The organism is Variovorax multivorans (assembly GCF_051216835.1).
Lineage (GTDB): Bacteria > Pseudomonadota > Gammaproteobacteria > Burkholderiales > Burkholderiaceae_C > Variovorax.
Genome location: NZ_JBPJZL010000002.1, coordinates 442,403 through 467,259 on the forward strand (window position 1 = coordinate 442,403; position 24,857 = coordinate 467,259).

The window sequence follows — 24,857 nt, forward strand, 5'->3', positions numbered from 1 at the left end:
AAGGGCTCAGACGAGGCTCCAGGCGAAGAGCCGCCCCCAGCCCGGCGAGCGCGCATCGAGTCCCGCGGTGCGCACCAGATCCCAGAAGCCAGCGGGCGAACTGGACACCACGGGCACCTGCAGACGGGCTTCGACCTCGCGCACTGCGTCGAGCGTTACGAGTCCGCCGCACGAGATCAGGACGCCGTCAGCGCCGGGTTGCGCCTCGAACACCTTGACGCACAGGTCGACCAGTTCCCGCGTCGGCACTTTGCCGACCGCCTGCACGTCGGAGATGGAAAGGCCTTCGAGCGCCAGCGGCTCGAAGTCGCTCTGCTCCAGGTACTTTTGCAAGTGCACGTTGACTTCATCGATATAGGCGGTGGCCACCGCCACGCGCCGCACCTTCATGTGGCGCAGGCCGTTGACGATGGCATTGCTCATCGTGGTACAGGGCAAGCCGGTGGCGCGCGCCATCTCGATCTCGAGCTGCCGGTTGAAAGCCGCGCCACGAAAGAAGCTCAGCGATGTACCCATGAGCGAGACCGCGGTCACGCCCTCCTCCTTGAGCGCCAACGCCTTTTCGACCACCGAGTCGATCACTTCGGTGTAGCCGCGTGTGGAGATTTCTCCAAGGCCGAGGCCGCGCGCGCTGAAGCGGATGCGGTCGCCGTAGAGCAGCGGGCCGTCAACCGGCACCGCGCCGGCTGCGGGGGGGACTATCAGGCCCAGGTGGGGTTGCTTCATTTCAGTGGCTCCGTGGAGTGATGTGTTGCTTGTGTTCAGGGTGCGTACGAATGACACCGGGTACTCCCCTCCGCGAATGTCCCCCGGCCTGCGGCCTCCTCCTTTATTTCGCTGCGGGGAGCACCCGATGCCATTCGCACATGAGCGCAGTCGTTGTGCCGCCGGATCAAACGCTGCGTCCATCGATCACGTCGATGGTGTGCTCTGCGCAGCGAAATAAAGGAGGAGGCCGCAGGCCGGGGGACATTCGCGGAGCAGAGCACGCCGTCGGCGTGAGCGCGCCCCGAAAAAACGCAGCGAATCGAAGGGCAAGGTTTCACCCTAGTTCCCTTCCGCCACGATGTGCTGCTCGGCAATGATGCGTTTCCAGCGCGCAGTCTCCTCGGCCATGTCCTTGCCAAGCTGGGCCGGCGTGACGTAAGCGCGCAGCGTGCCTTGTGCAGCGGCGGCAGCGACGGCCTCGGGCGTATCGAGCACCGCCTTCACAGCCGCCGAAAGCTTTTCGACAATCTCGTTCGGTGTCCCGGCCGGTGCAAGCACGAAGATGCGCGGCGCCACGTCGAAACCCGGCACCGCATCGGCCAGCGGCGGAACGCTCTCCACACCTTCGAGCTTGGCGGTGTTCATCAACGCCAGAGCGCGCAGCTTGCCCGCCTTGGCCTGCGCCATGCCGGCCGTGGCACTCACCACGCCGATGGGAATCTGCCCGCCGATCACGTCGGGCACGATCTGCGCGGCGCCGCGGTACGGCACATGCACCGCCAGGCTGCCGGTGGACTGCTTGAGCATCTCGAAGCCCAGGTGCTGCACGGTGCCCACGCCCGAGGTGCCGAAAGAGAAGCGGCCCGGATTCTCCTTGAGCTGCGCGACCAGTTCGGCCGGCGTCTTCGCAGGAAAGTCGTTGCCGGTGACGATCATCAGCGGCGCGATGAACGCGCCCGCCACCGGCTTGAAGCTGGTCAGCGGATCGATCGGGATCTTCGGCTGCAGCAGCTTGGCGATCAGCAGTGCGCTCTCGCCCATCATCAGCGTGTAGCCATCGGGCGCCGCCTTGGCAACGAAGTCGGCGGCGATGATGCCGGTGGCGCCGGTGCGGTTCTCGACCATCACCTGCTGGCCCAGCACCGTGGAAAGACGCGAACTCAGCAGCCGCGCGGCGGCATCGACGCCGCCGCCGGCCGAGTAGCCGACCACGAGACGAATGGGCTTGTCGGGATATTTCTGGGCCCAGGCCATGGGCGTGGCGAGCAGTGCGCCGATAAGGCCCAGGGCCACTGCCGCGCGAATCGCTTGTCTGGCTCTCATCGTGTCTCCGTCTTATTTTTTGATTCGCAGGGCGGCTCAGGCCTTGCCCTTGCCGTGCGAGGTCGGCAGCTTCGCCAGCTCGCGCACGCGCTCGGCATTGGGTGCAAAGCCCAGGCCTGGCGTCTCGGGCAGCGTGAGCCAGCCCTGCTCGGGCACCGGCAGGCCGTCGAAGATCTGCTTGAGCATCTGCACCGCGACATAGTGGTACTCGACCAGCCCGCCATTCGACACACCCGCGTGCAGATGCATGTTGTGGAAGGGCCAGGCGCCGCCGTTGTCGATGGGCACGTTGAAGGCCTGTGCCATGCCCGCGATCTTCAGGCACTGCGAATAGCCGCCCGAGATGGTCACGTTGGGCTGCAGTACGTCGGCCGCTTGATTCACCAGCAGATCGCGGAAGCGGAAGGCCAGGCCTTCGTTCTGGCCGCACGCGAGCGGAATGCGGGTGCGTGCACGCAACTGGGCCATCTGGTGCACGTCGTTCTGCGTGAGCGGCTCCTCGAAGAAGCTGATGCCGTAGGGCTCGATGCGGTGTGCCAGTTCGGTGGCATGGAACAGGTCGAGGCCGCAGTTGGCGTCGACGTACAGCTTCACGTCGGGGCCCACGGCCTCGCGCACGGCCGCGACGCGGCGCACGTCTTCGGCGATGACTTCGTCGAGCGGGCGCGGCTCGTCGCGGCGCGCGAGCGCGTGGTTGCCGACGGTCATCTTCAGGCGCTGGAAGCCCTGCGAGACCCACAGCTTGGCGGCGGCCGCGAGCTGGTCGCGCTCGAAGAAGCCGAACCCGAAGGTGGCGTACACCGGCACCTTGGCGCGCGCACCACCGAGCAGGCGCCACAGCGGCTGGCCCAGCGCGCGGGCCTTGATGTCCCACAGCGCGATGTCGAGCGCGGCGATGGTGTGGCTGGCGTAGCCGGTCTGGCCGCGCGGCGAGAGCAGCCAATAGAGCTTCTCCCACAAGCGCTCGGTGGCCATCGGGTCTTCGCCGATGAGTGCAGGGCCGGCCACTTCGCGCACGGCTGCGGCGACGATTTCTTCCTCGGTGATGGCAGTCATGCCGTGGCCGACGAGGCCGGTGTCGGTCTCGATCTCTGTGAGGCACAGAGACAGCGAGGTTTGCTTGTTCAGGCCGACCACGTCGATGGTGACGGGGATGTTCAGCGGCGTGGCGCTGACGCGAACGATCTTCAAGGGTGTCTCCTTTGGTTTGCGCGATCTTTGCGCGCGGGCCGCGGGAGAACAATTCGTTTTTGGCGGGCGCGAGGCTTCGCGCGGCGCGAAGGCTCGTGCTCAGTCGGGCCGGCCCAAGTGCTCCAGCACCGAGCGCGCGGCCACGGTCAGGTCCTGCTGCCTGCGCACGCACAGCAGGTGGCGGCGCATGGCCCAGGGCGCATCGAGCTTCAGGCAGCGCAGCTTCAGTATCTGCAGCTGCGGCAGGATGGCCGCATAGGGCAGCACGCCGATGCCCACGCCCTGCTCCACCATGCGGCACACCATGTCGAAGCTGCCCACCTGCATGCGCACCTTGAGCGGCACTTGCGCCTCCAGAGCGGCGGCCAGCAGCACGCGGTGCAGGGCCGTGCCTTCGCGCACCACGATATGGTCATGGCGCAGCACCTCGTCTACATCGATGCGCTTGCGCCGCGCCAGCGGGTGGTCGCGCGCGATCACCACGGCCAGCTCGTCGTTTCGATAGGGCAGGCATTCGAGGCCGTCGGCAGGCGTGTTGCCCTCGATCACGCCGATGTCGGCTAGGCCGGCCTGCACGGCCTTCACCACCTCGGTGCTGGCGCGCTCCTGCAGGTCGATCTTCAGCACCGGGTGCAGACGCAGGAAGGAGCCGATCTGCGCCGGCAGAAACTGCGCGATGGTCGATGCATTGGCCGTGATGCTGACCACGCCCGCCACGCCGTTCTGGAAATCGTCGAGCTCGGCGCCGAGCCGGTCCATGGCCGAGAGCACCGCGCGCGCATGCAGCAGCAGGCCATGCCCCGCCGACGTGAGCGTGACGCCGCGTGCATGGCGCACCAGCAGCGGCAACCGCGCGCGGGCTTCGAGATCGGAGATGCGCTTGCTGGCCGCCGCGAGCGCGATGTGACAGCGCTTGGCGCCCTCGCTGATGCTGCCGTGGTCGGCCACGGCCACGAACAGGCGCAGCGACTTCAGGTCGGCAGACATGGCGTGAGCGCCCTCAATGCGCGACTAGGTGATCGAACAGTTCGCGCGCTGAGGCCGGCAACTGCTCGCGATTGCGCGCAATCAGCTTCAGCTCGCGCTCGGCCCAGGCATCGCTGAGCGCCACGGTCGAGATGCGCATCGCCATCGACAGCCTTTGCGCGGAAGACGCCGGCAGCACGCCGACCCCCACGCCCGCTTCGATCATCAGGCAGATGGCCTCGAAGCTGCTGACCTGGATGCGCGGGTTGAAGCCCCGCCCCGCCAGCTCCGCGCGACGCTGCAGGAAGCGGTGGATGGCGCTGCCGTGGTGCAGGCCCACGTGCTGCTCGTCGAGCGTGTCGGCAAAGGCCACCGAAGACGCACCCGCAAGGTGGTGCGTGGTGGGCACGACCAGCACGAGCTGGTTGCTGCCAAACGGGCGCGCATCGAAATCGCCCGTGTGCACGTCGCCAGCAAGGATGCCGATGTCGGCCTCGCCGTCGGCCACCGCGCGCACGATCTCTTCGCTCAGGTATTCGCGCAGGTCGACCTGCACGGCGGGATGCTGCGTGAGAAAGCCGGCCAGCTTCTGCGGCAGGTATTCGGTGATCGAGGTGGTGTTGGCGAACACGCGCACGTGGCCCTTGATGCCCTTGCCGAAATCCTGCATGTCGCAGCGCAGGTGCTCCATCTGCTGCATCACGCGCTTGGCGTGGTACAGCACCGCCTGCCCCGCAGCCGTGAGGCTCACGCCCTGCGCGCTACGGTGCAGCAGCTTGCCGCCCACGGCCTCTTCCATCTGCTTGATGCGGGTGGAGGCGGCGGCCAGCGAGATGCAGACCTTCTCGGCGCCGCGCGTGAGGCTGCGCGCGTCCGCCACGTAGACGAACAGTTTCAGGTCGAACAGGTCGAAGTGCAGGTTCACCGGGCGCGGGCATCAAAGAGGAAGGGAACGCGCATTGTCCGGCGAATGGTGCCGCGTACGCCCTCTTGCGGGTTTGTCCTCAGACCGGGTCCCAGCTGAACACGTCGGCCGAGCGGTCCAGCGGGAAGAAGCTGGCGCGCATCGCGGGCATGGCGTGCTCGGCAATGCTCTGCGGCGTCCAGCCCTCGGAGCGGTGGATGGAGCGCACCGGGCGCGGCTGGCTGATGAGCGAAATTTCGTTGTTGCGCACCGAAAAGATCTGGCCGTTGACCGCGCCGGCCGCATCGCTCGCGAGATACACCGCAAGCGGCGCGACCTTGGCTGGCGTCATCTGCTTGATCTTGTCGACGCGGGCGCGCTGCTCGTCGGTGTCGGTGGGAATGGCGCCGATCATGCGGCTCCAGGCGAAAGGTGCGATGCAGTTGGAGCGCACGTTGAATTTCTGCATGTCGAGTGCAATCGACTTCGACAGCGCCACGATGCCGAGCTTGGCGGCCGAGTAGTTGGCCTGGCCGAAGTTGCCGATGAGGCCCGAGGTCGATGTCATGTGCACCAGCGCGCCCGAGTTCTGCTCCTTGAAGTGCGTGGCTGCTGCGCGGCTCACGTAGTAGGAGCCGTACAGGTGCACCTTGAGCACCGAGTCCCACTCATCGGCCGACATCTTGTGAAAGAAGCGGTCGCGCAGGATGCCTGCGTTGTTGACCACCACATCGATGCGCCCGAAGCTGTCGACCGCGCACTGCACGATGCGCGCCACGCTGGCGGCGTCGGCCACGTTGTCGGTGTTGGGCACGGCCTGCCCGCCGGCCGCGCGAATCTCGTCGACCACCTGCTGGGCAGGGCCTGCGCTGCGGGTTGGGCCGCCGCCTTCGGCGTCGAGTGCGCCATCGAGCGCGGCACCGATGTCGTTGACCACCACCTTCGCGCCGTGGGCCGCCATGGCCAGCGCAATGTCGCGCCCGATGCCGCCGCCCGCGCCCGTGACGACGACCACTTTTCCTTCAACCATGTTGTCTCTGCTCCGGATGTTCGTTCGACCGCGGGTTCGCGGGCGAATTTCAGAATGCCACAGGCGGGACAGGAGCGGGTTTCGGGTTTCCGAAGAGGGGCTTAAGGGAAGCTTCGGCCTATTGCCGCGCCGTACGGATATTCAACGGCAGCGCCTGCGGCGAACTCGTGCGGAACGGATTGATGTCCAGCCCGCCGCGCCGCGTATAGCGCGCATACACCATGAGCTTGGTCGGCTTGCAGCGGTTCCAGATGTCCGTGAACATGCGCTCGGCGCAGGGCTCGTGGAATTCGTTGTGGTTGCGAAAGCTCACGATGTACGCGAGCAGCCCGGCCTGGTCGATGGGTGGCCCGCTGTAGCGGATCTGCACGCTGCCCCAGTCAGGTTGGCCGGTGACGAGGCAGTTGCTCTTGAGCAGACGGCTGGTGAGGGTTTCGTTCACCGGGGCCTGCGTGGTGTCGCTGCTCAGCAGTTCGGGCGCGGGCTGGTAGTGGGTGCACTCGATGTCGAGGCGGTCGAGGTCGAGGCCGTCGAGTTCGTGCACCGGCTCGCGGTCGAACATGTCGGGCGCCAGCAGCTTCACGCCGATGCCGGCCGACTGGTCGCTGCCGCGCCATGCGGCTTCGGACAGGTCGGCGCGCAGGCGCTCACGCACCGCATCGATGCTCGCGAACTGGCTGTTGTTGAAGCTGTTGAGATAGAGCTTGAAGCTCTTGCTCTCGATGATGTTGGGCGTCTCGCACGGAATGGTGAAGTGCGCGATGGCCAGCTGCGGCTTGCCGCGCAGGTTGAGCCAGCTCACTTCGAAGGCGCTCCACAGGTCGGCGCCGAAGAACGGCAAGGCGCCGGTCTTGATGCCCATGGCCTCGCGCTGCGTGGCGCGCGCGATGGGGAACAGCAGCGTAGGGTCGTAGTGGTCGGCGTAGGCCGAGGCGCGGCCGAGCTGCGATTGCTCGGGCGTGTTGGGGTTCGTCGGGTCGTGGCTCATGGCTTGGCTTCTCTGGATACCTTGACTTCGGCCGCATGCGCGAACGGAGCAATGTGGTTGGCGAGGATGGTGCACACCTCGGGCGGCAGGTCATGGCCCATGCCGGGAATGGGGACGAATTTCGAGCCCGGAATGCGTTTGGCAGTGTCCTCCCCGCAGGCGATGGGCACGAGCGCATCGGCCTCGCCGTGCAGCACCAGCGTGGGCGACTGGATGCGCGGCAGCACCTGGGGGCGGTCGGCATCGGCGCCGATGGCCAGCATCTGCCGCATCAGGCCGGCCGGGTGGTACGAGCGCCGCATGCCGAAGGTAAGGCGCTCGGCCAGTTCTTCGTCGGTCTGCGGGTAGGCGGGGCTCTGGATGAGCCGCAGCAGCCTGATGCTGTGCGCGACCAGTTCGGGCTCGCTGTTGCCCGACGGACGGCGCATGAGCATGGAGGTGACTTCGCGGCGCGGGCCGGGCAGGCCGCGCGCACCGCTCGAACTCATGATGCTCACGAGGCTGGTCGCGCGCTGCGGCGCGGTGGCGGCCAGGCGCTGGGCAATCATGCCGCCCATGGAGGCGCCGACGATGTGGGCCTTGGCTATGCCCAGCGCGTCGAGCACGCCGAGCGAGTCGAGAGTCATGTCCTGCAGGGTGTAGGCCGAGCGCACCTTCAGGCCGAGGCGGTGGCGAATCGTTTCCCACACCAGGTTGCCGACGCCTGCATGGTCGAAGCCCTGGCTCAGGCCGATGTCGCGGTTGTCGTGGCGCACCACGCGAAAACCCGCCTCCACCAGTTGCTGCACGAAGCCGGTGGGCCACGCCACCAGCTGCATGCCCAGGCCCATGATGAGCAGGATGACTGGGCGCCCTTCGCCTCCGGTGTCGTCGACTTCGATCTGCAGCCCGTTGGCGGTGACTTTCATTGGTTCCCTGGTCTTCTTTCCTTGGTCTTCTACTTGAACTCGCGCTCGCGCAGCCACTTGGTGGCGACCCACTTCTCGCCCGCCAGCACCGGCGCGCCGCCGTGCAGGGTACGGGTGACGGGGTCGGGCCGGTCGTAGCTGAAGAACACGCCGCAGCCGCGCACGGGCGTCACTTCGAGGCCCACGTCGGGGAAGGTGGTGGCGCCGCCGCCTTCGGGCTCCTGCAGGTACATCACGAGCGTGGCAACGCGCTGGCCGCCACGCTTGAGGATGGTGGGCGTGCCCGGCTCGTTCGGGTCGAAGTAGTCGTAGTGCGGGCGGTACTGCGCGCCGGGGGCATAGCGCAGGATCTGCAGGCCTTCGCCGAATTCGAGCGGCCAGCGCAGCAGCATCGCGATGCGCTGCTCCAGCCGCGCGACGATCTCGTTCTCGCCGCGCTCGAAGAACATGCCGTCGCTGGTGCGGTCGACGTTCAGCACCTCGCCGCCGGTGCGCGTCTCAACGGTGAGCGAACGGGCGAGTCGCACGCGCGCAGCCGCGATCAGGCCTTCGCACTCTTCGCCAGACAGCAGGTTGCCGAAGACGATGACGCGCGGATGCCGCATGGTCTGCAGCACCTGCACTTGCCGGTCGCCCGCATCGAGGTGCAGCGGCGCGCCGTCGAGGTCGGGCCCGGGCATTTCGGTGTGCACGGGCGGCAAGGCCACTTCCACATTGGGGAAGCCGGCTTCGAGCTGGGCCAGCGCCGTGTCGGCGGCGGCATCGTGCCAGCCGGCCGCGCGCATGGACGCACGCAGCGCCGGCACCGAGTGCCCGGCCGCGAGCTGGGCCACCAGCCACTCGCGCAGTTCCGGACTGATTGGTTGGGACATCAGACTTTTCTCCTGAACACCAGCCTTTCGGCTGTGGACACATCGGCGTCGAAACCATAACCCTCGAGGTCGAACTTTTCCAGTGCCTTGGGCGTGGCCGCCTTGTGCTGCACGGCCCAGCGCGCCAGCAGCCCGCGGGCTCGCTTGGCGAAGAAGCTCACGATCTTGTACTTGTCGCCCTTCCACTCCTCGAACACGCATTCGACCACACGGGCCTTGAGCACCTTCTTGTCGACCGACTTGAAGTACTCCTGCGAGGCGACGTTGACGACCACCGGGGTGCGGTCGGCCGCCAGGCGCTCGTTCAGGTGCTCGGCGATGCGCGAGCCCCAGAAGGCGTAGAGGTCCTTGCCGTGGCGGTTGGCGAGCGACGTGCCCATTTCGAGGCGGTAGGGCTGCAGCAGGTCGAGCGGGCGCAGCAGGCCGTAGAGGCCGCTGAGGATGCAGACGTGGTCTTGCGCCCAGTCGAGCTGCGCCCTCGTGAGCGTGCGAGCGTCGAGGCCGCCGTAGACGTCACCGTCGAAGGCAAAGGCAGCCTGGCGGGCATTCTTCGCGCTGCTCTTGCTGGACCAGGCCTCGTAGCGGGCCACGTTCAGGGCCGAGAGCCTGTCCGACAGGTGCATGAGCTCAGAAATCTGCTGGGGCGACTTCTCGCGCAGCAGCTTGATCAGCTCGACCGAGGGGCCGCGCGGAGACTCGAAATGGGGTTGGGTGGAGGGGAGTTCGGAGGGGAGCGGGGTGTCGTAATCGAGCGACTTTGCAGGGGAAAGCAGGAAGAGCATGCCGGAATTATCAGTGGCTGCCGTGACGCCAGGCCGCCCCGGTAAAATCGCGGGCTATCCCACCCTGTCCCCCAACGGCTCCCTGAAGGGCCGTTCTGCATTTCCCATGAGCGAACCCATCACCCCTTCCGCCCAGCCCGGCCTCGACAGCCTGTCGAAATCGTTCGAACCCGCCGCCATCGAGGCGCACTGGGGCCCGGAATGGGAAAAGCGCGGCTACGCCAAGGCCGGCTTCCGCGGCACGCAGCAGCCCAAGGAAGGCGCCGATTCGTTCGCGATCCAGCTGCCGCCGCCCAACGTGACGGGCACGCTGCACATGGGTCACGCGTTCAACCAGACGATCATGGACAGCCTCACGCGGTATCACCGCATGAAGGGCGACAACACGCTGTGGGTGCCGGGCACCGACCACGCCGGCATCGCAACGCAGATCGTGGTGGAGCGCCAGCTGCAGGAGCAGAAGGTCAGCCGCCACGACCTGGGCCGCAAGAACTTCGTGGCGCGCGTGTGGGAGTGGAAAGAAAAGTCGGGCAACACCATCACCGAGCAGATGCGCCGCATGGGCGACACGGTGGACTGGAGCCGCGAATACTTCACGATGGACGACGACCTTTCGGCAGTCGTGACGCAGACCTTCGTGAAGCTGTACGAAGAAGGCCTGATCTACCGCGGCAAGCGCCTGGGCAACTGGGACCCGGTGCTCAAGACCTCTGTGAGCGATCTCGAAGTCGAGAGCGAAGAAGAAGACGGCTCGCTCTGGCACATTGCCTACCCGCTGGAAGACGGCAGCGGCACGCTGACCGTGGCCACCACCCGGCCCGAAACCATGCTGGGCGACACGGCCGTGATGGTTCACCCGGAAGACGAGCGCTACAAGCACCTGATCGGCCAGCGCGTGAAGCTGCCGCTGGTGGACAAGCTCATCCCGATCATTGCCGACGACTACGTCGACAAGGAATTCGGCACCGGCGTGGTGAAGGTCACGCCCGCCCACGACTACAACGACTACGCAGTCGGCCAACGCCACAAGCTCGAGATGATCGGCGTGCTGACGCTGGACGCGACCATCAACGACAACGCACCCGAGAAGTACCGCGGCCTGGACCGCTTCGTGGCGCGCAAGGCCATCGTGGCCGACCTCGACGCACTGGGCCTGCTCGTCGAGGTGAAGAAGCACAAGCTGATGGTGCCGCGCTGCGCGCGCTCGGGCGCCATCGTCGAGCCGATGCTCACCGACCAGTGGTACGTGGCCATGACGCGCCCCGGCGCCGACGGGCAGTCGATCGCGCAGAAGGCCATCGACGTGGTGAAGTCGGGCGAGGTGCGCTTCGTGCCCGAGAACTGGGTCAACACCTACAACCACTGGATGGAGAACATCCAGGACTGGACCATCTCGCGCCAGCTGTGGTGGGGCCACCAGATCCCGGCCTGGTACGACGAGGAAGGCAACGTTTACGTGGCCGAGAACGAGGCCGACGCGCAAGCCAAGGCGCCGGGCAAGACGCTCCGCCGCGACGAGGACGTGCTCGACACCTGGTACTCGTCGGCGCTGGTGCCCTTCTCTTCGCTCGGCTGGCCTGCAAAGACGCAGGACCTCGACCTGTACCTGCCCTCGACCGTACTTGTGACGGGCTACGACATCATCTTCTTCTGGGTCGCCCGGATGATCATGATGACCAAGCACTTCATTGGCAAGGTGCCGTTCAAGCACGTGTACATCCACGGCCTGGTGCGCGACGCGCAGGGCAAGAAGATGAGCAAGTCCGAAGGCAACGTGCTTGACCCGGTCGATTTGATCGACGGCATCCAGTTGCCCGAGCTGCTCGACAAGCGCACGCAAGGCCTGCGCAAGCCCGAGACGGCGCCTGCGGTGCGCAAGAACACGCAGAAGGAGTTTCCGGACGGCATTCCGGCCTTTGGCGCGGATGCGTTGCGCTTTACCTTCGCTTCGCTGGCTTCGCTGGGCCGCAGCATCAACTTCGATTCGAAGCGCTGCGAGGGATATCGCAACTTCTGCAACAAGCTGTGGAACGCCACGCGCTTCGTGCTGATGAATTGCGAAGGCCAGGACTGCGGCCTGCTGGAGCACACGAAGGAAGAGTGCAAGGTCGGCGGACCGGCGCATGGCTACCTGAAGTTCAGCCGCGCCGACTACTGGATCGTGTCGCAGTTGCAACGCGTGGAGGCCGAGGTGGCCAAGGGCTTCGAGGAATACCGCCTCGACAACGTGGCCAATGCGATCTACCAGTTCGCCTGGGACGAGTTCTGCGACTGGTACCTGGAAATTGCCAAGGTGCAGATCCAGACCGGCGACGATTCACAGAAACGCGCCACGCGCCGCACGCTGATCCGCACGCTCGAAACGCTGCTGCGCCTGGCGCACCCGGTGATTCCGTTCATCACGGAAGAGCTGTGGCAGAAGGTGTCGAAGGTTGCAGGACGTGAGGGCGAGTCGATCATGATCGCGGCCTATCCGAAGAGCCAGCCGGAGAAGATCGATGAAGCGGCCGAGGCGCATGTGGCGCGGCTGAAGGCGCTGGTCGATGCATGCCGCACGCTGCGCGGCGAGATGAATGTCTCGCCCGCAACGCGCCTGCCGCTGTACGCAGTGGCCGACGATGCCGAGGGCGCGGCCTTCCTGCGCGAATCGGCGCCGGTACTGCAGGCACTCGCCAAGCTGAAGGAAGTGAAGGTCTTCGACGACGAGGCCTCGTGGTCGGCCGCTGCCGAAGCGGCGCCGGTGGCGGTGGTGGGCGCTGCGCGCCTGTGCCTGCACATGGAGATCGACAAGGCTGCAGAGAAAGTTCGCATCGGCAAGGAAATCGCGCGCATCGAAGGCGAGATCGCCAAGGTGCACGGCAAGCTCAGCAACGAAGCCTTCGTCGCAAAGGCTCCGCCGGCCGTTATCGAGCAAGAACGTAAACGTCTGACTGACTTCACGGCCATGCTGGAGCGTTTGCGCGACCAGCTTGTGCGCCTCGGCTGACAGACGCAGGGCTTCGAAGGCGTTTAGGATTCCAAGAGCGGCTGCGCGCCGCTGCGCCTCCTAACTCCCCTCTTCAAGAAAGACGCTGAGCTGCCCATGTCCACTTCCTCGACCCGCATCCGCAAGGCCGTATTCCCCGTTGCAGGCTTTGGTACTCGCTTCTTGCCAGCCACCAAGGCGCAGCCAAAGGAAATGCTGCCGGTGGTCGACAAGCCGCTGATTCAGTACGCCGTCGAAGAGGCGTACGCCGCGGGCATCCGCGACATGATCTTCGTGACCGGCCGCAACAAGCGCGCCATCGAGGACCACTACGACACCGCCTACGAGCTAGAAAGCCAGCTCGAGGCCAGCGGCAAGACCGCCCTGCTCAACATCGCGCGCTCGGTCATGCCCGACGACATGACCTGCTCCTACGTGCGCCAGCCGCGCATGCTGGGCCTGGGCCATGCGGTGCTGTGCGCCGAACACCTGGTGGGCAACGAACCCTTTGCCGTGCTGCTCGCGGACGACCTGATGGTCGGCCCCGATGGCGGCGAGCCCGTGCTGGCACAGATGACCTCGGCCTTCGCCCGCCTCGGCGGCTCGCTGCTGGCGGTGCAGGAAGTGCCGCTGGCGCACGTCAAGCGCTACGGCATCGTGGCCGGCGACGCGGTCGAAGAAGGCCTGATAAAGGTCAACCGCATGGTCGAGAAGCCGAAGCCCGAAGACGCACCCTCGCGCCTGGGCGTGGCGGGCCGCTACATCCTCACGCCGGGCGTGTTCGATGAGATTCGCAACCAGCCCAAGGGCGCAGGCGGCGAGATCCAGCTGACCGACGGCATCGCGGCGCTGATGAAGAAGGAATCGGTCTACGCCTATTCGTACAAGGGCATCCGCTACGACTGCGGCAGCAAGGAAGGCTTTCTGCAGGCGTCGGTGGAACTGGCGCTGGCGCACCCCGAAGTGGGCGCGGAATTCCGCGAATACCTCAAGAGCCTGAAGCTGTAATCGCCTCGCCTCTGCTTCGAGGTGCCATCACGAACAAAGGGCCGCTGCTGCGGCCCTTTTGTTTTGTTTCTTTTGCTTTGTCAGCGACGCTTGAGCACGTGGATGAAGTCGCTGCCGACGGTTTCCTGCTCCATCAACTCGTTGCCCGTCTGGCGCGCGAAAGCCTGAAAGTCGCGGATCGATCCCGGGTCGGTCGACACCACCTTCAGCAATTGCCCGCTCAGCATCTCGTTGAGCGATTTCTTCGCCTTGAGAATGGGCAACGGGCAGTTCAGCCCGCGCGTGTCGAGCTCACGGTCAACTTGCATTGCCCGGCTCCGGCGGCAGGTTCAGGCCGCGGCGGCGCTCTTCGTTTTCGGCGGCGGTGAAGAACACGGGCTCGTGCCCGCGCGTGCGCAGCCAGTCGGCCAGCGCATAGCCGGTGCCGGCGGGCCAGCATCTGAGATCGGGCAGGTCATAGAGGCGGTAGTCGACCAGTTCGGGCGAGAGCTTCACGTCGCCATCGGCCACCACGTGGTACGCGATGATGATCTGGTTCATGCGCTGGAAGTCGTACGCGCCGACGAGCTTGGTGGCGCTGACGTCGAGGTTGGTTTCTTCTTTCACCTCACGCGCAATGCCTTCCTCGGGCGTCTCGCCGGCTTCCATGAACCCGGTGATCAGCGCAAACATCTTGCCCGGCCATGCCGCATTGCGCGCCAGCAGCACCTGGCCGCGGTACTCGACGATGGCCGCAAGCACGGGGGTCGGGTTGTTCCAGTGTGTATGGCCGCAGTTGGGGCAGCGCAGGCGCTCCTTGGGGCCGCCGTCTTCCATCAACGCGATCCACTCGAGCGGCGTGGCGCAGACCTGGCAGAACTTGGGATGGGGCATGGGGTCTCTTTTCTTTTTTGTGGCTGCCTGAGCGCCTTGAGCGGGCGCTGCTGCCGGTCGTTGCTTATGCGGGGAAAACGCCGGTCGACAAGTAGCGGTCGCCCCGGTCGCAGACCACGAACACGATGGTGGCGTTCTCGACCGTCTTCGCCACTTCGAGCGCGGCCCACAACGCACCTGCGGCCGAGATGCCGCCAAAGATGCCCTCTTCGCGCGCGAGACGCCGGCACATTTCTTCCGCGTCGTCCTGGCTCACGCTGATTTCTTCGTCGACCCGGCTCGGGTCGAAGATCTTCGGCATGTATTCGGCAGGCCATTTGCGGATACCCGGAATGCGCGAGCCTTCGGCCGGCTGCGCGCCGATGATGCGCACTGCCGGGTTCTTCTCTTTCAGGAAGCGCGAGACGCCGGTGATGGTGCCGGTGGTGCCCATGGCGCTCACGAAGTGCGTGACCTTGCCCTTGGTGTCGGCCCAGATCTCGGGGCCGGTGGTCTCGTAGTGGATGCGCGGGTTGTCGGGGTTGGCGAACTGGTCGAGCACGCGGCCCTTGCCCTGCGCGACCATCTGCTCGGCGAGGTCGCGCGCGTATTCCATGCCGCCGCTCTTGGGCGTGAGCACAAGCTCGGCGCCGAAGGCCTTCATGGTCTGGGCGCGCTCCACCGAGAGGTCCTCCGGCATGATGAGCACCATGCGATAGCCCTTGATGGCCGCGGCCATGGCCAGAGCGATGCCGGTGTTGCCGGAAGTGGCTTCGATGAGGGTGTCGCCGGGCTTGATCTCGCCGCGCTCTTCGGCGCGCCGGATCATCGAGAGGGCCGGCCGGTCTTTGACCGAACCGGCGGGATTGTTGCCCTCGAGCTTGCCGAGAATCACGTTGCCGCGCTTGGCGTTTTCTGCGGCGTTGATGCGTTGCAGTGCGACCAGGGGGGTCTTGCCAATGGCGTCTTCGATCGTCGGATAATTCATGGCAGCCACTGTGCCATAATTTTAGGCTTCGTTCAGAACCCTGCCCGGGTGGTGAAATTGGTAGACGCAGGGGACTCAAAATCCCCCACCGAAAGGTGTGCCGGTTCGATTCCGGCCCCGGGCACCACACTTTGGCTCTCCCCCAGGCTACGCGCACTTCGTGTCGCTTCGCCTTCCCCCTACCGGGGGCGACACCGGTGGCCCGGCGAAGCCGGTTCCACGGTGTCCCTGGAATGGGCCCTGCTCTCCCCTATGTCGGCTCGTTCTGTTCGCGCAGGCCTGTATGCACCGTCGGGTGCGAAAGCCGCACCCGCAGTTCGCGCTTGAGACGTGTGTTGTCCAGCCGGCGCGACTCCCCCATGAAACTCAGCAGTTGCAGCGGCAGTTGCCGCTCGGCCTCGCCGCGGGCCACTCGCGGCGGGCGGGGCATGCCGTACATGTCGGCGGCCAGGTCTACGTAGTCGCCCATGCGCAGTTCGGTGTCGTCCGAGGCATGCACGATGCGCTGCGGCTTGCCGCGGAACAGCGCCGCCACGCAAGCGCGGGCTAGGTCGTCGGCGTGGATGTGGCTGGTGTAGACGTCGTCTTCGTGCCTCAGCACGGGCGTGCCGCGCTGCAGGCGGCCGCGCGGGGTGCCGTTTTCGCGGTCGGGCGCGTAGATGCCCGGAATGCGCAGGATGCTGGCGCGCACGCCGGCGCTGCGGCCCAGCCAGCGCACGGCGCGTTCGGCGTCCACGCGGCGGTGGGAGCGTGGGGTGTCAGGGCGCACGACGCGGGTTTCGCTCACGCGGGCGCCGCCGCAGTCGCCGTACACACCGCTGGTCGAGCCGTAGACGAAGGTGGAAGGCACCGACCGCAGCCGCAGTGCCCGCGCCAGTGCGGTGGTGCGCTGGTCGCGCCACCAGGCCGCGCCGCCGTCACGGGCGGGCGGTGCCAGGTGCAGCACCCGCGTGGCGATGCCCGCCAGGCGGCGCAGGGTGGCTGCGTCGTCCAGATTGCCCACCAGCGGGCGGATGCCAGCGGTGCGCAGAGTGCCCACGCGGTCGGCCGACGAAGTGAGCGCCACCAGTTGCATGCGGCCGCGCAGGTCGCGCGCCACGCGCTGGCCGACGTCGCCGCATCCGACGATCAGCAGGCGTTCGCGCCGGAAACGCGCTGGCAGAGCGCCGGAGGGGCTATTGATTGAAGGCAAAATCCTGTTCCTGTCCCAATTCAGTGCTCACCGGGTCTTACGCACGGCCCGGGCTGAGTTCACCCTCGAAGAATACCGATGACTGCTACAGCGCCGCATGAGGCGGGCTTTTCCATCCACGTCGAACCCAGCGGGCGCCATTTCGTGGTCCACGGCGACGAAACCATCCTGGCAGCCGGCATTCGCCAGGGCATCGGCCTTCCCTATGGCTGCAAGGACGGCGCCTGCGGCTCGTGCAAGTGCAAGAAGCTCTCGGGCGAGGTCACTCTCGGCCCGCACCAGAGCAAGGCCCTGAGCGCCGAAGAACAGCTCGCCGGCTACGTGCTGACTTGCTGCGCGCACGCCAAGAGCGACGTGGTGCTCGAATCGCGCCAGGTCACGGAGGCCGGGGCGCTGCCAATCCGCAAGATGCCGGTGCGGGTGCTGGCCCTCACGCGCCAGTCGCACGACGTGATGATGGTGCGCCTGCAGCTGCCGGCCGGTGAGCCTTTGCAGTTCTACGCAGGCCAGTACGTGGAGTTCATCCTGCGCGACGGCGCGCGCCGCAGCTACTCGATGGCCAATGCGCCGCACACGCTGGGCGAGCCCGGCACGGGCATCGAACTGCATCTGCGGCACCTGCCCGGCGGCAAGTTCACCGACCATGTGTTCGGCACGATGAAGGAAAAGGAAATCCTGCGCATCGAAGGCCCCTTCGGCAGCTTCTTCCTGCGCGAGGACTCCGCCAAGCCAATGATCCTGCTGGCCTCGGGCACGGGCTTCGCGCCAATCAAGGCACTGCTGGAGCACATGAAGTTCAAGGCCATCGACCGGCCCGCCACGCTCTACTGGGGCGGCCGCCGGCCCGAAGACCTGTACATGGACGCATGGGTGCGTGAGCAGATGGCACAGATGCCGAACCTGCGCTACGTACCCGTCATCTCCAACGCCACGCCCGAAGACAACTGGACCGGTCGCACCGGCTTCGTCCACCAGGCCGTGCTCGAAGACTTCGCCGACCTGTCGGGCCACCAGGTCTATGCCTGCGGCGCGCCCATCGTGGTCGACTCGGCCAAGCGCGACTACGTGGCGCTGGCGGGCCTGCCCGAAGAAGAATTTTTTGCCGACGCGTTCACCACAGAGGCCGACAAGGCCCTTCCCTGAGACAAACCCGAAAAAGATCCCCAAGAAAAAATGAAAACGAGACACTTCCTCCTCACCCTGATCGCAAGCACCACCGCCCTGCTGGGCGCCGGCCATGCCATGGCGCAGCAACAGCGCCCCATCCGCCTCGTCGTTCCCTACGCAGCCGGCGGCCCGATCGACAACACGGCTCGCATCCTGGCCGAACGCGTCAAGGACACGCTGGGTCCGGTCATCATCGACAACAAGCCCGGTGCGGGCGGCAACATCGGCGCCGACATCGTGGCGAAGGCGCCCACCGACGGCCTGACGATCGGCATCGCGGCCACCGCTACCAACGCGGTAAATCCGTGGCTCTACAACAAGATCCCGTTCAACGCCGTAACCGACTTCGCGCCGATCACGCAGATGGTCCGCGTGCCCAACGTGCTGGTGATGAACGCCGACACGGCCAAGCGCCTGAACATCAACAGCGTGGCCGACCTGATCCGCTATGCCAAGGCCAACCCGGCCAAGCTCAACTACGGCAGCGGCGGCAACGGCAGCGCCGGCCACCTCGCGGGCGAGCTGTTCAAGAAGGAAGCGGGCATCTTCGCGCTGCACATTCCGTACAACGGCGGTAGCCCCGCGCAGTTGGCGCTGATCTCGGGGCAGGTCGATTTCAACTTCGACAACCTCGCCACCGCCGCACCGAACATCCGCTCAGGCAAGCTGAAGGCGATTGCGGTGACGACGCTGCAGCGCAGCGCCTCGCTGCCAGACGTGCCGCCCATCGCCGACACGCTCAAGGGCTTCTCGATCGACACATGGTGGGGCCTGGTCGCGCCGGCGGGCACGCCGCACGACGTGGTCGTGAAGCTCAATCAGGCCTTCGTGGCAGCGCTGAATGCGCCGGAAACGAAGACGCGCTTCGCCGGACTGCTGGCGGAGCCGGTGGCCAGCTCGCCGGAGCAGTTCGGCGCTTTCATGAAGACCGAACTCTCGAAGTACGAAGCGGTGGTGAAAGCCACCGGCGCGAAGGTCGACTGAGTTATTCGCCCAGGTACGCGGCCCGCACGCGCGGGTCGCTCAGCAGTTCCTTGGCATCACCGTTCATGGTGATGAGCCCTGACTCCATCACGTAGCCACGGTCGGCCAGCTGCAGTGCGCGGTTGGCGTTCTGCTCCACCAGCAGGATGGTCACGCCCTGCGAGGCCACGGTCTGCACCACCTCGAAGATCTTGTCGCACATGATCGGCGACAGGCCCATGGTGGGTTCGTCCAGCAGCAGCACCTTGGGGCGCGCCATCAGCGCGCGGCCCATGGCGAGCATCTGCTGTTCGCCGCCCGACATGGTGCCGGCCAGCTGGTCCTTGCGCTCGCGCAGGCGCGGGAAGGTGACGAACACGCGCTCCATGTCGCTCGCGATGGCGGCCTTGTCCTTGCGGATGTAGGCGCCGATCTGCAGGTTTTCGGTGATGGTCATGCGCGTGAACACGCCACGGCCTTCGGGCACCATCACGAGGCCCTCTTCCACCAGGTCCCACGCGCCGCGGCCCTTGATGCTGCGGCCCAGGAACTCGATGTTGCCGGCCCCGGCCGGCAGCGTGCCGGTGATGGCCTTCATGGTGGTGGTCTTGCCGGCGCCATTGGAGCCGATCAGCGAAACCAGTTCGCCTTCGCGCACCTCGAAGTCCACGCCCTTGACGGCCTGGATACCGCCGTAGCCGACCTTCAGGCCGGAGACCTTCAGCAGCGTCTTGCCGGTGGCCTTGGCTTGTGCGGCATTGGCCCGGGTTGCTTCTTCAGCGCTTGTCATGGTTGCGGTGCTCATTTCAGTGGCCTCCCGTGCCGAGGTAGGCCTCAATCACTTTTTCATTCTTCTGCACGTCGGCGGGCGTACCTTCGGCAATCTGCTTGCCGTAGTCCAGCACGGTGACGCGGTCGCACAGGCCCATGATGAGCTTGACGTCGTGTTCGATGATCAGGATGGTGCGGTCGTCGCGACGGATGCGGTCGATCAGCTCGCGCAGCAGTACCTTCTCGGTGGAGTTCATGCCGGCGGCGGGTTCGTCCAACGCGATGAGCTGCGGGTCGGTGGCTAGTGCGCGTGCAATTTCGAGGCGGCGCTGGTCGCCGTACGACAGCGTGCGCGCCTTGTAGTCGGCAAACTTGCCGATGCCAACGTAGTCGAGCAGTTCGTGCGCGCGGTCGGCAATGGCTTTTTCTTCGGCCTTGAAGCTGCCGGTGCGCAGCATCGCGCCGAACACGCCCGACTGCGTGCGAATGTGGCGCCCGACCATCACGTTCTCGAGTGCCGTCATTTCGGCGAAGAGGCGGATGTTCTGGAAGGTGCGTGCAATGCCGGCCTTGGCCACTTCATGCACGGCCGTCGGCTGGTAGGGCTTGCCTGCGAGTTCGAAGGTGCCGCTGTCGGGCGTGTACAGCCCGGTGATCACGTTGAAGAAGGTGGTCTTGCCTGCGCCGTTGGGGCCGATCAGGCCGTAGACCTGGCCGCGCTTGATGGTGATGCCCACGTCGGACAGGGCTTGCAGCCCGCCGAAGCGTTTTGAAATTCCACGGACGTCGAGGATGGTGTCTGTCGTCATGTTGATTTTTTCCTTCGGCGTTCAGGGATTGATCGACATGGGACGCTCGGCACCGCCGGGCAGTTCGTCAGCGGGAGAGTCAATGCCCGGCGCATGCGTTTGCAGCGACCCGGGGGCCACGGCCGCATGGGTCGGGTCGACGGGCACGCCGCCCTTCTTGGTCAGGGACTTGCCATGCTCCGGCGACGGCCACAGGCCGCGCGGACGCACCAGCATGATGATGATCATGGCGAGCGCAATGAAGAGCTGGCGCAGGATGGACGCGTCAAGGCGGCCGCCGGTCAGCGACTGCAGCGGGCCGGCAACGTAGCGCAGCACTTCCGGCAGCGCTGCCAGCAGCACGGCACCGAGAATGACGCCGGGCAGATGGCCGATGCCGCCGAGCACGACCATGGCCACGATCATCACCGACTCCATCAAGCTGAAGGACTCGGGCGACACGAAGCCCTGGAAGGCCGCGAACATCGCGCCGGACACGCCGCCGAAGCTGGCGCCCATGCCGAAGGCCAGCAGCTTCATGTTGCGGGTGTTGATGCCCATCGCCTTGGCGGCGATTTCATCTTCGCGGATGGCCATCCAGGCGCGGCCGACGCGAGAGGTCTGCAGGCGGTGCGAGATGATCACCGTGGCGACCACCAGCGCGAGGAACAGGTAGTAGTACAGCGAGACCGACGAGATCGTGAAGCCGTCGAACTTCCATGCCTTGCCAAGGTCGAGGCCCCAGAACTTGATGGAGTCGATGGCGGTGATGCCCTTCGGACCGTTGGTGATGTTCACCGGCTGGTCCAGGTTGTTCAGGAACACGCGGATGATTTCGCCGAAGCCGAGCGTGACGATGGCGAGGTAGTCGCCGCGCAGCTTGAGCGTGGGCGCGCCGAGCAGCACGCCGAGACAGCCGGCCACCACCAGCGCCAGCGGTATCACGATCAGCAGCGAGGTGTGCATGCCGTTCGGGAACATCTGGGCGAACCACGGGAAGGTCTCGGTCAGGTGCGACGAGCCCATGAGCGCGAAGAGATAGGCCCCCACCGCGAAGAAGGCGACGTAGCCCAGGTCGAGCAGGCCGGCGTAGCCGACCACGATGTTCAGGCCCAGGGCCAGCAGCACGTAGAGCAGTGCGATGTCGGCAATGCGCACCCAGGCGTTGCCCTGCATCTGCAGCAGCAGGGGCAGCGCGAGCACCGCGATGATGCCGATGACGTAGAGGGCGAGGTTCTTGCTGTTCTTCATGTCTCGCTCCTTACGCACGGTCCGCCACGCGTTCGCCGAGCAGGCCGGACGGACGCAGCGTGAGCATGACGATCAGCACGATGAACGCGAAGATGTCGCTGTAGTTGCTGCCCAGCACACCGCCCGTGATGGTGCCGATGTAGCCCGAGCCGATGGCCTCGATGAGACCGAGCAGAATGCCGCCGACCACCGCGCCGGCCAGGTTGCCGATACCGCCGAACACGGCAGCCGTGAAGGCTTTCAGGCCGGGCAGGAAGCCCATCGCATGCTGCGCGATGCCGTAGTTGGACGCGTACATCACACCGGCGATGGCCGCGAGCACGGCGCCGATGATGAAGGTGGCCGAGATGACCATGTCGGGGCGGATGCCCATGAGCGCAGCGACGCGCGGGTTCTCCGCGGTGGCGCGCATTGCGCGGCCGAGCTTGGTGTAGTTGACCAGCCACATGAGCACCACGAGCGAGAACGCCGTGACGCTGAGGATCATCACCTGCGTGGGTGAGATCACCGCACCGCCCACGTGGATGGGGTCGGTCGGCAGCAGGTTGGGGTACGCCTTGTTGGTCGGCTTCCAGATGATCATTGCCAGCGTCTGCAGCAGGATCGACATGCCGATGGCGGTGATCAGCGGCGCGAGCTTGGGGCTGTTGCGCAGCGGCCGGTAGGCCACTTTCTCGATCACGAAGTTGAGGGTTGCCGCGACAACGCAGGCAATGATCAACGCGATGAGGAGGATCAGCCAGCCCGGTGTGTTGGGCATGCCGTCCTTCATGAGCCCGATGATGGTCCAGCTCGTGAGAGCCCCGACCATCAGCACTTCTCCATGCGCAAAGTTGATCAGATTGATGATGCCGTACACCATGGTGTAGCCCAAGGCTATCAAGGCATACATGCTGCCGAGAACCAGACCGTTGATGATCTGCTGCAGCAAAATGTCCATATCGCGATTCCCTATGTGTTGCACCGTTGCGGGGTGCCATTCACCCACCAGGGCACCGGTTTGGCGCCCCTGAGCTGACAAGCAAAAAACCAGCCAACATGTGTCGCTGGCGGATTTGTGGGCGGGATTGTAAGCACGCACCAGCGCTGATTTGGTGCGCACGGACCGGGGTTTACCCGCTCACGTCATGCTGTATGCGCGTGGGGTCATGCACGCTTTGCGCGCATGCTGCAAGACGGTATCGATGCGGGTATCGACGTTCTTGTCAGCCGTTGCCTTCGGCGTTCCGGCGGCGCAGTTCGCGCAACTTTTCCGCGATTCGGATCTCGAGCCCACGCTCTACAGGTTCGTAGAAAACCTGGCCTTCCAGCCCGTCGGGAAGATAGCGTTCGCCAGCGGCGAAACCGCCCTCCTCGTCGTGCGCATAGCGATAACCCTTGCCGTAGTCGAGCTCCTTCATGAGCTTGGTGGGCGCATTGCGCAGGTGCATGGGCACCGGGCGTGTGCTGTCCGTCTTCACGAGGGCGCGCACCGCGTTGTAGGCCTTGTAGACGGCGTTCGACTTGGGCGCGATCGCGAGGTAGACCACGCATTCGGCCAGCGCCAGTTCGCCCTCGGGCGTACCCAGGCGTTCGTACACCTCGGCTGCATCGAGCGCCAGGCGCAACGCGCGCGGATCGGCCAGGCCGATGTCTTCGCTGGCCATGCGAACCAGCCGGCGCGCCATGTAGCGCGGATCGGCACCGCCGTCGAGCATGCGCACGAACCAGTAGAGCGCCGCATCGGGGTCGCTGCCGCGCACGGATTTGTGCAGCGCGCTGATGGTGTCGTAGAACTGTTCGCCGCCCTTGTCGTAGCGCCGCATGCGCTCGCCGAGCACGCGCAGCAGCCACTCGTCGGTGATGTGGTCGAGCTTTTCGGCACGGGCCGCGACGGCGAGTGTCTCAAGGGTGTTGAGCAGCCGGCGCGCATCGCCGTCGGCATAGGCCACGAGGCGGTCGACCGCCGCGGCATCGATGGCGGGCACGGCCTGGATGGCCTGCGCGCGCGCCACGATCTGCTTGAGATCGTCTTCGCCGAGCGACTGCAGCACGTACACGGCTGCGCGCGAGAGCAGTGCCGAGTTGACTTCGAACGAAGGGTTCTCGGTGGTCGCGCCGATGAAGGTGAAGAGACCCGACTCCACGTGCGGCAGGAAGGCGTCCTGCTGGCTCTTGTTGAAGCGGTGCACTTCGTCCACGAAGATGATGGTGCGCCGCTGCTCCAGCCCGTCGCGCGCGGAGGTGGCGCGGTCGACGGCTTCGCGGATGTCCTTCACGCCGCCAAGCACCGCGCTGATGCTCAGGAACTGCGCATCGAAGGCATCGGCCATGAGCCGCGCGATGGTGGTCTTGCCGGTGCCTGGCGGCCCCCAGAGGATGCAGGAATGCGGCTGACCCGACTCGAAGGCGATGCGCAGCGGCATGCCCGGGCCGAGCAGGTGCTGCTGGCCGATCACCTCGCCCAGCGTCTTGGGACGCAGGCGCTCGGCGAGGGGTTGGTGGGCGGTGTTGGCCAAGCCTGTAGGCTTACTGCTTGACGACATCCGCGCCGGCCGGCGGCTTGAAGTCGAACACGCTGGCCGGCAGCGAGGGGTTCACCTCGACCTTGCTGAACTTGAGCACCGAGCGCTGGCCGAAGCTGTCGAGAATCTCAAGCGCCGCCAGCGCATCGCCCTGGAAGCCGACCTGCACGCTCTGCAACTGGCCGTCCTTGTTCTTCGGCGTGGCCTTGACCCACTGCAGGCCATCGCGCTCCGGCGCGGCTTCGAGCGTGAAATCGGCCTGCAGGGCTCGCAGATCGGGCGCGGCGGCAATCAGCGCCGCGGGCGTGGAGCCCAGCGCCTGCGCCTGTGCGCGCTGCGTGACCTGGTTCAGGTCGGCGTCGTAGAGCCACAGCGTTTTGCCGTCGGCCACGATGTTCTGCGCAAAGGGCTTCTGGTAGTCGAACTTGAATTTGCCGGGGCGCTGGAATTCGAAGGTGCCGGTCGATGTCTTTGTGCGGCCGGGCTGCCCTTCGCGCGCCGGGGCGGTCACGGTCTGGGTGAAATCGGCGCGGCCGGATTTGACCGTCTTCACGAAGGTTTCAAGGCTTTCGAGCCCGCCGGCCCAGGCGTTGGCGGAACTCAGGAGGCCGATCAATAGCCAATGACGCAATTTCAATTTGGATTCCTCAAATAGCTGTGGCACTGGGCTTCGACCCTACCCGCCGCGAATTGCGGCAGGTGTAGGCCTTGATGAAGATTTGCAATGCCGCAAGGC

The 24,857-nt window shown here is 65.9% G+C and carries 24 protein-coding genes and 1 tRNA gene; 5 read left to right on the plus strand and 20 right to left on the minus strand.

Going from position 1 to position 24,857, the window contains the following annotated elements; translation table 11 throughout:
* Positions 1-6 precede the first annotated feature (6 nt).
* From ACSFCA_RS05645 to yaaA, 10 genes are all read right to left on the minus strand, one after another.
* The gene (locus ACSFCA_RS05645) at positions 7-726 is read right to left on the minus strand and encodes an arylmalonate decarboxylase (RefSeq protein ID WP_435458899.1); all 720 of its coding nucleotides are present in this window, start codon (positions 724-726) and stop codon (positions 7-9) included.
* Between the two features lie 321 nt (positions 727-1,047).
* Positions 1,048-2,031, minus strand: a complete 984-nt coding sequence (locus ACSFCA_RS05650; RefSeq protein WP_435458900.1) for a Bug family tripartite tricarboxylate transporter substrate binding protein — start codon at positions 2,029-2,031, stop codon at positions 1,048-1,050.
* A 36-nt stretch (positions 2,032-2,067) separates the two neighbouring features.
* Positions 2,068-3,222, minus strand: a complete 1,155-nt coding sequence (locus ACSFCA_RS05655) for a mandelate racemase/muconate lactonizing enzyme family protein (protein WP_435458901.1) — start codon at positions 3,220-3,222, stop codon at positions 2,068-2,070.
* Between the two features lie 99 nt (positions 3,223-3,321).
* The gene (locus tag ACSFCA_RS05660) at positions 3,322-4,209 is read right to left on the minus strand and encodes a LysR family transcriptional regulator (protein WP_097199882.1); all 888 of its coding nucleotides are present in this window, start codon (positions 4,207-4,209) and stop codon (positions 3,322-3,324) included.
* A 13-nt stretch (positions 4,210-4,222) separates the two neighbouring features.
* The gene (locus tag ACSFCA_RS05665) at positions 4,223-5,113 is read right to left on the minus strand and encodes a LysR family transcriptional regulator (protein ID WP_435458902.1); all 891 of its coding nucleotides are present in this window, start codon (positions 5,111-5,113) and stop codon (positions 4,223-4,225) included.
* A 79-nt stretch (positions 5,114-5,192) separates the two neighbouring features.
* Positions 5,193-6,122, minus strand: coding sequence for an SDR family NAD(P)-dependent oxidoreductase (locus tag ACSFCA_RS05670; RefSeq protein ID WP_435458903.1), 930 nt, complete (start codon positions 6,120-6,122; stop codon positions 5,193-5,195).
* Positions 6,123-6,240: 118 nt separating this feature from the next.
* Positions 6,241-7,110 carry an NADPH-dependent 7-cyano-7-deazaguanine reductase QueF gene (queF, locus tag ACSFCA_RS05675; RefSeq protein ID WP_435458904.1) on the minus strand — a complete coding sequence of 290 codons (870 nt, stop codon included), beginning with the start codon at positions 7,108-7,110 and terminating at the stop codon, positions 6,241-6,243.
* Positions 7,107-8,018, minus strand: coding sequence for an alpha/beta fold hydrolase (locus tag ACSFCA_RS05680; RefSeq protein WP_435458905.1), 912 nt, complete (start codon positions 8,016-8,018; stop codon positions 7,107-7,109). The genes queF and ACSFCA_RS05680 overlap by 4 nt, the downstream gene beginning before the upstream one ends.
* A gap of 29 nt (positions 8,019-8,047) precedes the next feature.
* Positions 8,048-8,890: a 2OG-Fe(II) oxygenase gene (locus ACSFCA_RS05685; RefSeq protein ID WP_435458906.1), complete on the minus strand. Its 843-nt coding sequence runs from the start codon at positions 8,888-8,890 to the stop codon at positions 8,048-8,050.
* Entirely contained in the window at positions 8,890-9,672 is a 783-nt protein-coding gene (yaaA, locus tag ACSFCA_RS05690) for a peroxide stress protein YaaA (RefSeq protein ID WP_435458907.1), read from the minus strand. Before yaaA ends, ACSFCA_RS05685 begins: the two co-directional genes overlap by 1 nt.
* 106 nt (positions 9,673-9,778) lie before the next feature.
* Here yaaA and ACSFCA_RS05695 point away from each other — a divergent pair, with 106 nt between their 5' ends.
* Complete coding sequence (locus tag ACSFCA_RS05695; RefSeq protein WP_435458908.1) at positions 9,779-12,658, plus strand: valine--tRNA ligase; 2,880 nt, start codon at positions 9,779-9,781, stop codon at positions 12,656-12,658.
* 96 nt (positions 12,659-12,754) lie between these two features.
* Entirely contained in the window at positions 12,755-13,645 is an 891-nt protein-coding gene (gene galU / locus ACSFCA_RS05700) for a UTP--glucose-1-phosphate uridylyltransferase GalU (RefSeq protein ID WP_435458909.1), read from the plus strand.
* An 80-nt stretch (positions 13,646-13,725) separates the two neighbouring features.
* On the opposite strand, the gene ACSFCA_RS05705 is transcribed toward galU, so the two are convergent.
* The 3 genes from ACSFCA_RS05705 to cysM form a co-directional block, all read right to left on the minus strand.
* Positions 13,726-13,953 carry a sulfurtransferase TusA family protein gene (locus ACSFCA_RS05705; protein ID WP_093049013.1) on the minus strand — a complete coding sequence of 76 codons (228 nt, stop codon included), beginning with the start codon at positions 13,951-13,953 and terminating at the stop codon, positions 13,726-13,728.
* Complete coding sequence (locus ACSFCA_RS05710; RefSeq protein WP_258350835.1) at positions 13,943-14,518, minus strand: NUDIX domain-containing protein; 576 nt, start codon at positions 14,516-14,518, stop codon at positions 13,943-13,945. Before ACSFCA_RS05710 ends, ACSFCA_RS05705 begins: the two co-directional genes overlap by 11 nt.
* Positions 14,519-14,582: 64 nt before the next feature.
* Entirely contained in the window at positions 14,583-15,485 is a 903-nt protein-coding gene (cysM, locus tag ACSFCA_RS05715) for a cysteine synthase CysM (RefSeq protein WP_093049007.1), read from the minus strand.
* 42 nt (positions 15,486-15,527) lie between these two features.
* Here cysM and ACSFCA_RS05720 point away from each other — a divergent pair.
* Positions 15,528-15,612: transfer RNA gene (locus ACSFCA_RS05720), tRNA-Leu, on the plus strand.
* A gap of 123 nt (positions 15,613-15,735) precedes the next feature.
* Here ACSFCA_RS05720 and ACSFCA_RS05725 read toward each other — a convergent pair.
* Positions 15,736-16,677, minus strand: coding sequence for an NAD-dependent epimerase/dehydratase family protein (locus ACSFCA_RS05725; protein WP_435458910.1), 942 nt, complete (start codon positions 16,675-16,677; stop codon positions 15,736-15,738).
* A 78-nt stretch (positions 16,678-16,755) separates the two neighbouring features.
* Between ACSFCA_RS05725 and ACSFCA_RS05730 the strand changes: the two genes are divergently transcribed.
* Both ACSFCA_RS05730 and ACSFCA_RS05735 read left to right on the plus strand, forming a co-directional pair.
* Positions 16,756-17,820 (plus strand): CDP-6-deoxy-delta-3,4-glucoseen reductase, encoded by a 1,065-nt coding sequence (locus tag ACSFCA_RS05730; RefSeq protein WP_435458911.1) that lies wholly within the window; start codon positions 16,756-16,758, stop codon positions 17,818-17,820.
* Positions 17,821-17,850: 30 nt separating this feature from the next.
* Complete coding sequence (locus tag ACSFCA_RS05735) at positions 17,851-18,828, plus strand: Bug family tripartite tricarboxylate transporter substrate binding protein (RefSeq protein ID WP_435458912.1); 978 nt, start codon at positions 17,851-17,853, stop codon at positions 18,826-18,828.
* 1 nt (position 18,829) lies between these two features.
* Here the strand turns inward: ACSFCA_RS05735 and ACSFCA_RS05740 are convergent, their stop codons facing one another.
* The 6 genes from ACSFCA_RS05740 to lolA all read right to left on the minus strand — a co-directional run bounded on the left by ACSFCA_RS05740 (position 18,830) and on the right by lolA (position 24,758).
* The gene (locus ACSFCA_RS05740) at positions 18,830-19,597 is read right to left on the minus strand and encodes an ABC transporter ATP-binding protein (RefSeq protein ID WP_093050343.1); all 768 of its coding nucleotides are present in this window, start codon (positions 19,595-19,597) and stop codon (positions 18,830-18,832) included.
* 16 nt (positions 19,598-19,613) lie between these two features.
* Positions 19,614-20,387, minus strand: coding sequence for an ABC transporter ATP-binding protein (locus ACSFCA_RS05745; RefSeq protein ID WP_258350839.1), 774 nt, complete (start codon positions 20,385-20,387; stop codon positions 19,614-19,616).
* Between the two features lie 21 nt (positions 20,388-20,408).
* A complete protein-coding gene (locus ACSFCA_RS05750) occupies positions 20,409-21,617 on the minus strand; it encodes a branched-chain amino acid ABC transporter permease (protein ID WP_258350840.1) in 1,209 nt (402 codons plus the stop codon).
* 10 nt (positions 21,618-21,627) lie between these two features.
* A complete protein-coding gene (locus ACSFCA_RS05755) occupies positions 21,628-22,557 on the minus strand; it encodes a branched-chain amino acid ABC transporter permease (RefSeq protein WP_258350841.1) in 930 nt (309 codons plus the stop codon).
* Between the two features lie 265 nt (positions 22,558-22,822).
* On the minus strand, positions 22,823-24,115 hold the full coding sequence (locus ACSFCA_RS05760) for a replication-associated recombination protein A (protein ID WP_093075747.1): 1,293 nt from the start codon (positions 24,113-24,115) through the stop codon (positions 22,823-22,825).
* 10 nt (positions 24,116-24,125) lie between these two features.
* Complete coding sequence (lolA, locus tag ACSFCA_RS05765) at positions 24,126-24,758, minus strand: outer membrane lipoprotein periplasmic chaperone LolA (protein ID WP_093172343.1); 633 nt, start codon at positions 24,756-24,758, stop codon at positions 24,126-24,128.
* Positions 24,759-24,857: the final 99 nt, after the last annotated feature.

Excerpts from the sequence above, each read along its gene's own strand:
- ACSFCA_RS05680 (WP_435458905.1), bottom strand. The coding sequence starts at position 8,018 with ATGAAAGTCACCGCCAACGGGCTGCAGATCGAAGTCGACGACACCGGA.
- ACSFCA_RS05730 (WP_435458911.1), top strand. The coding sequence starts at position 16,756 with ATGACTGCTACAGCGCCGCATGAGGCGGGCTTTTCCATCCACGTCGAA.
- ACSFCA_RS05685 (WP_435458906.1), bottom strand. The coding sequence starts at position 8,890 with ATGTCCCAACCAATCAGTCCGGAACTGCGCGAGTGGCTGGTGGCCCAG.
- ACSFCA_RS05750 (WP_258350840.1), bottom strand. The coding sequence starts at position 21,617 with ATGAAGAACAGCAAGAACCTCGCCCTCTACGTCATCGGCATCATCGCG.
- ACSFCA_RS05735 (WP_435458912.1), top strand. The coding sequence starts at position 17,851 with ATGAAAACGAGACACTTCCTCCTCACCCTGATCGCAAGCACCACCGCC.
- galU (WP_435458909.1), top strand. The coding sequence starts at position 12,755 with ATGTCCACTTCCTCGACCCGCATCCGCAAGGCCGTATTCCCCGTTGCA.
- ACSFCA_RS05695 (WP_435458908.1), top strand. The coding sequence starts at position 9,779 with ATGAGCGAACCCATCACCCCTTCCGCCCAGCCCGGCCTCGACAGCCTG.
- ACSFCA_RS05745 (WP_258350839.1), bottom strand. The coding sequence starts at position 20,387 with ATGACGACAGACACCATCCTCGACGTCCGTGGAATTTCAAAACGCTTC.
- ACSFCA_RS05705 (WP_093049013.1), bottom strand. The coding sequence starts at position 13,953 with ATGCAAGTTGACCGTGAGCTCGACACGCGCGGGCTGAACTGCCCGTTG.
- ACSFCA_RS05740 (WP_093050343.1), bottom strand. The coding sequence starts at position 19,597 with ATGACAAGCGCTGAAGAAGCAACCCGGGCCAATGCCGCACAAGCCAAG.
- ACSFCA_RS05650 (WP_435458900.1), bottom strand. The coding sequence starts at position 2,031 with ATGAGAGCCAGACAAGCGATTCGCGCGGCAGTGGCCCTGGGCCTTATC.
- ACSFCA_RS05710 (WP_258350835.1), bottom strand. The coding sequence starts at position 14,518 with ATGCCCCATCCCAAGTTCTGCCAGGTCTGCGCCACGCCGCTCGAGTGG.
- yaaA (WP_435458907.1), bottom strand. The coding sequence starts at position 9,672 with ATGCTCTTCCTGCTTTCCCCTGCAAAGTCGCTCGATTACGACACCCCG.
- cysM (WP_093049007.1), bottom strand. The coding sequence starts at position 15,485 with ATGAATTATCCGACGATCGAAGACGCCATTGGCAAGACCCCCCTGGTC.
- ACSFCA_RS05670 (WP_435458903.1), bottom strand. The coding sequence starts at position 6,122 with ATGGTTGAAGGAAAAGTGGTCGTCGTCACGGGCGCGGGCGGCGGCATC.
- ACSFCA_RS05645 (WP_435458899.1), bottom strand. The coding sequence starts at position 726 with ATGAAGCAACCCCACCTGGGCCTGATAGTCCCCCCCGCAGCCGGCGCG.
- ACSFCA_RS05660 (WP_097199882.1), bottom strand. The coding sequence starts at position 4,209 with ATGTCTGCCGACCTGAAGTCGCTGCGCCTGTTCGTGGCCGTGGCCGAC.
- ACSFCA_RS05755 (WP_258350841.1), bottom strand. The coding sequence starts at position 22,557 with ATGGACATTTTGCTGCAGCAGATCATCAACGGTCTGGTTCTCGGCAGC.
- queF (WP_435458904.1), bottom strand. The coding sequence starts at position 7,110 with ATGAGCCACGACCCGACGAACCCCAACACGCCCGAGCAATCGCAGCTC.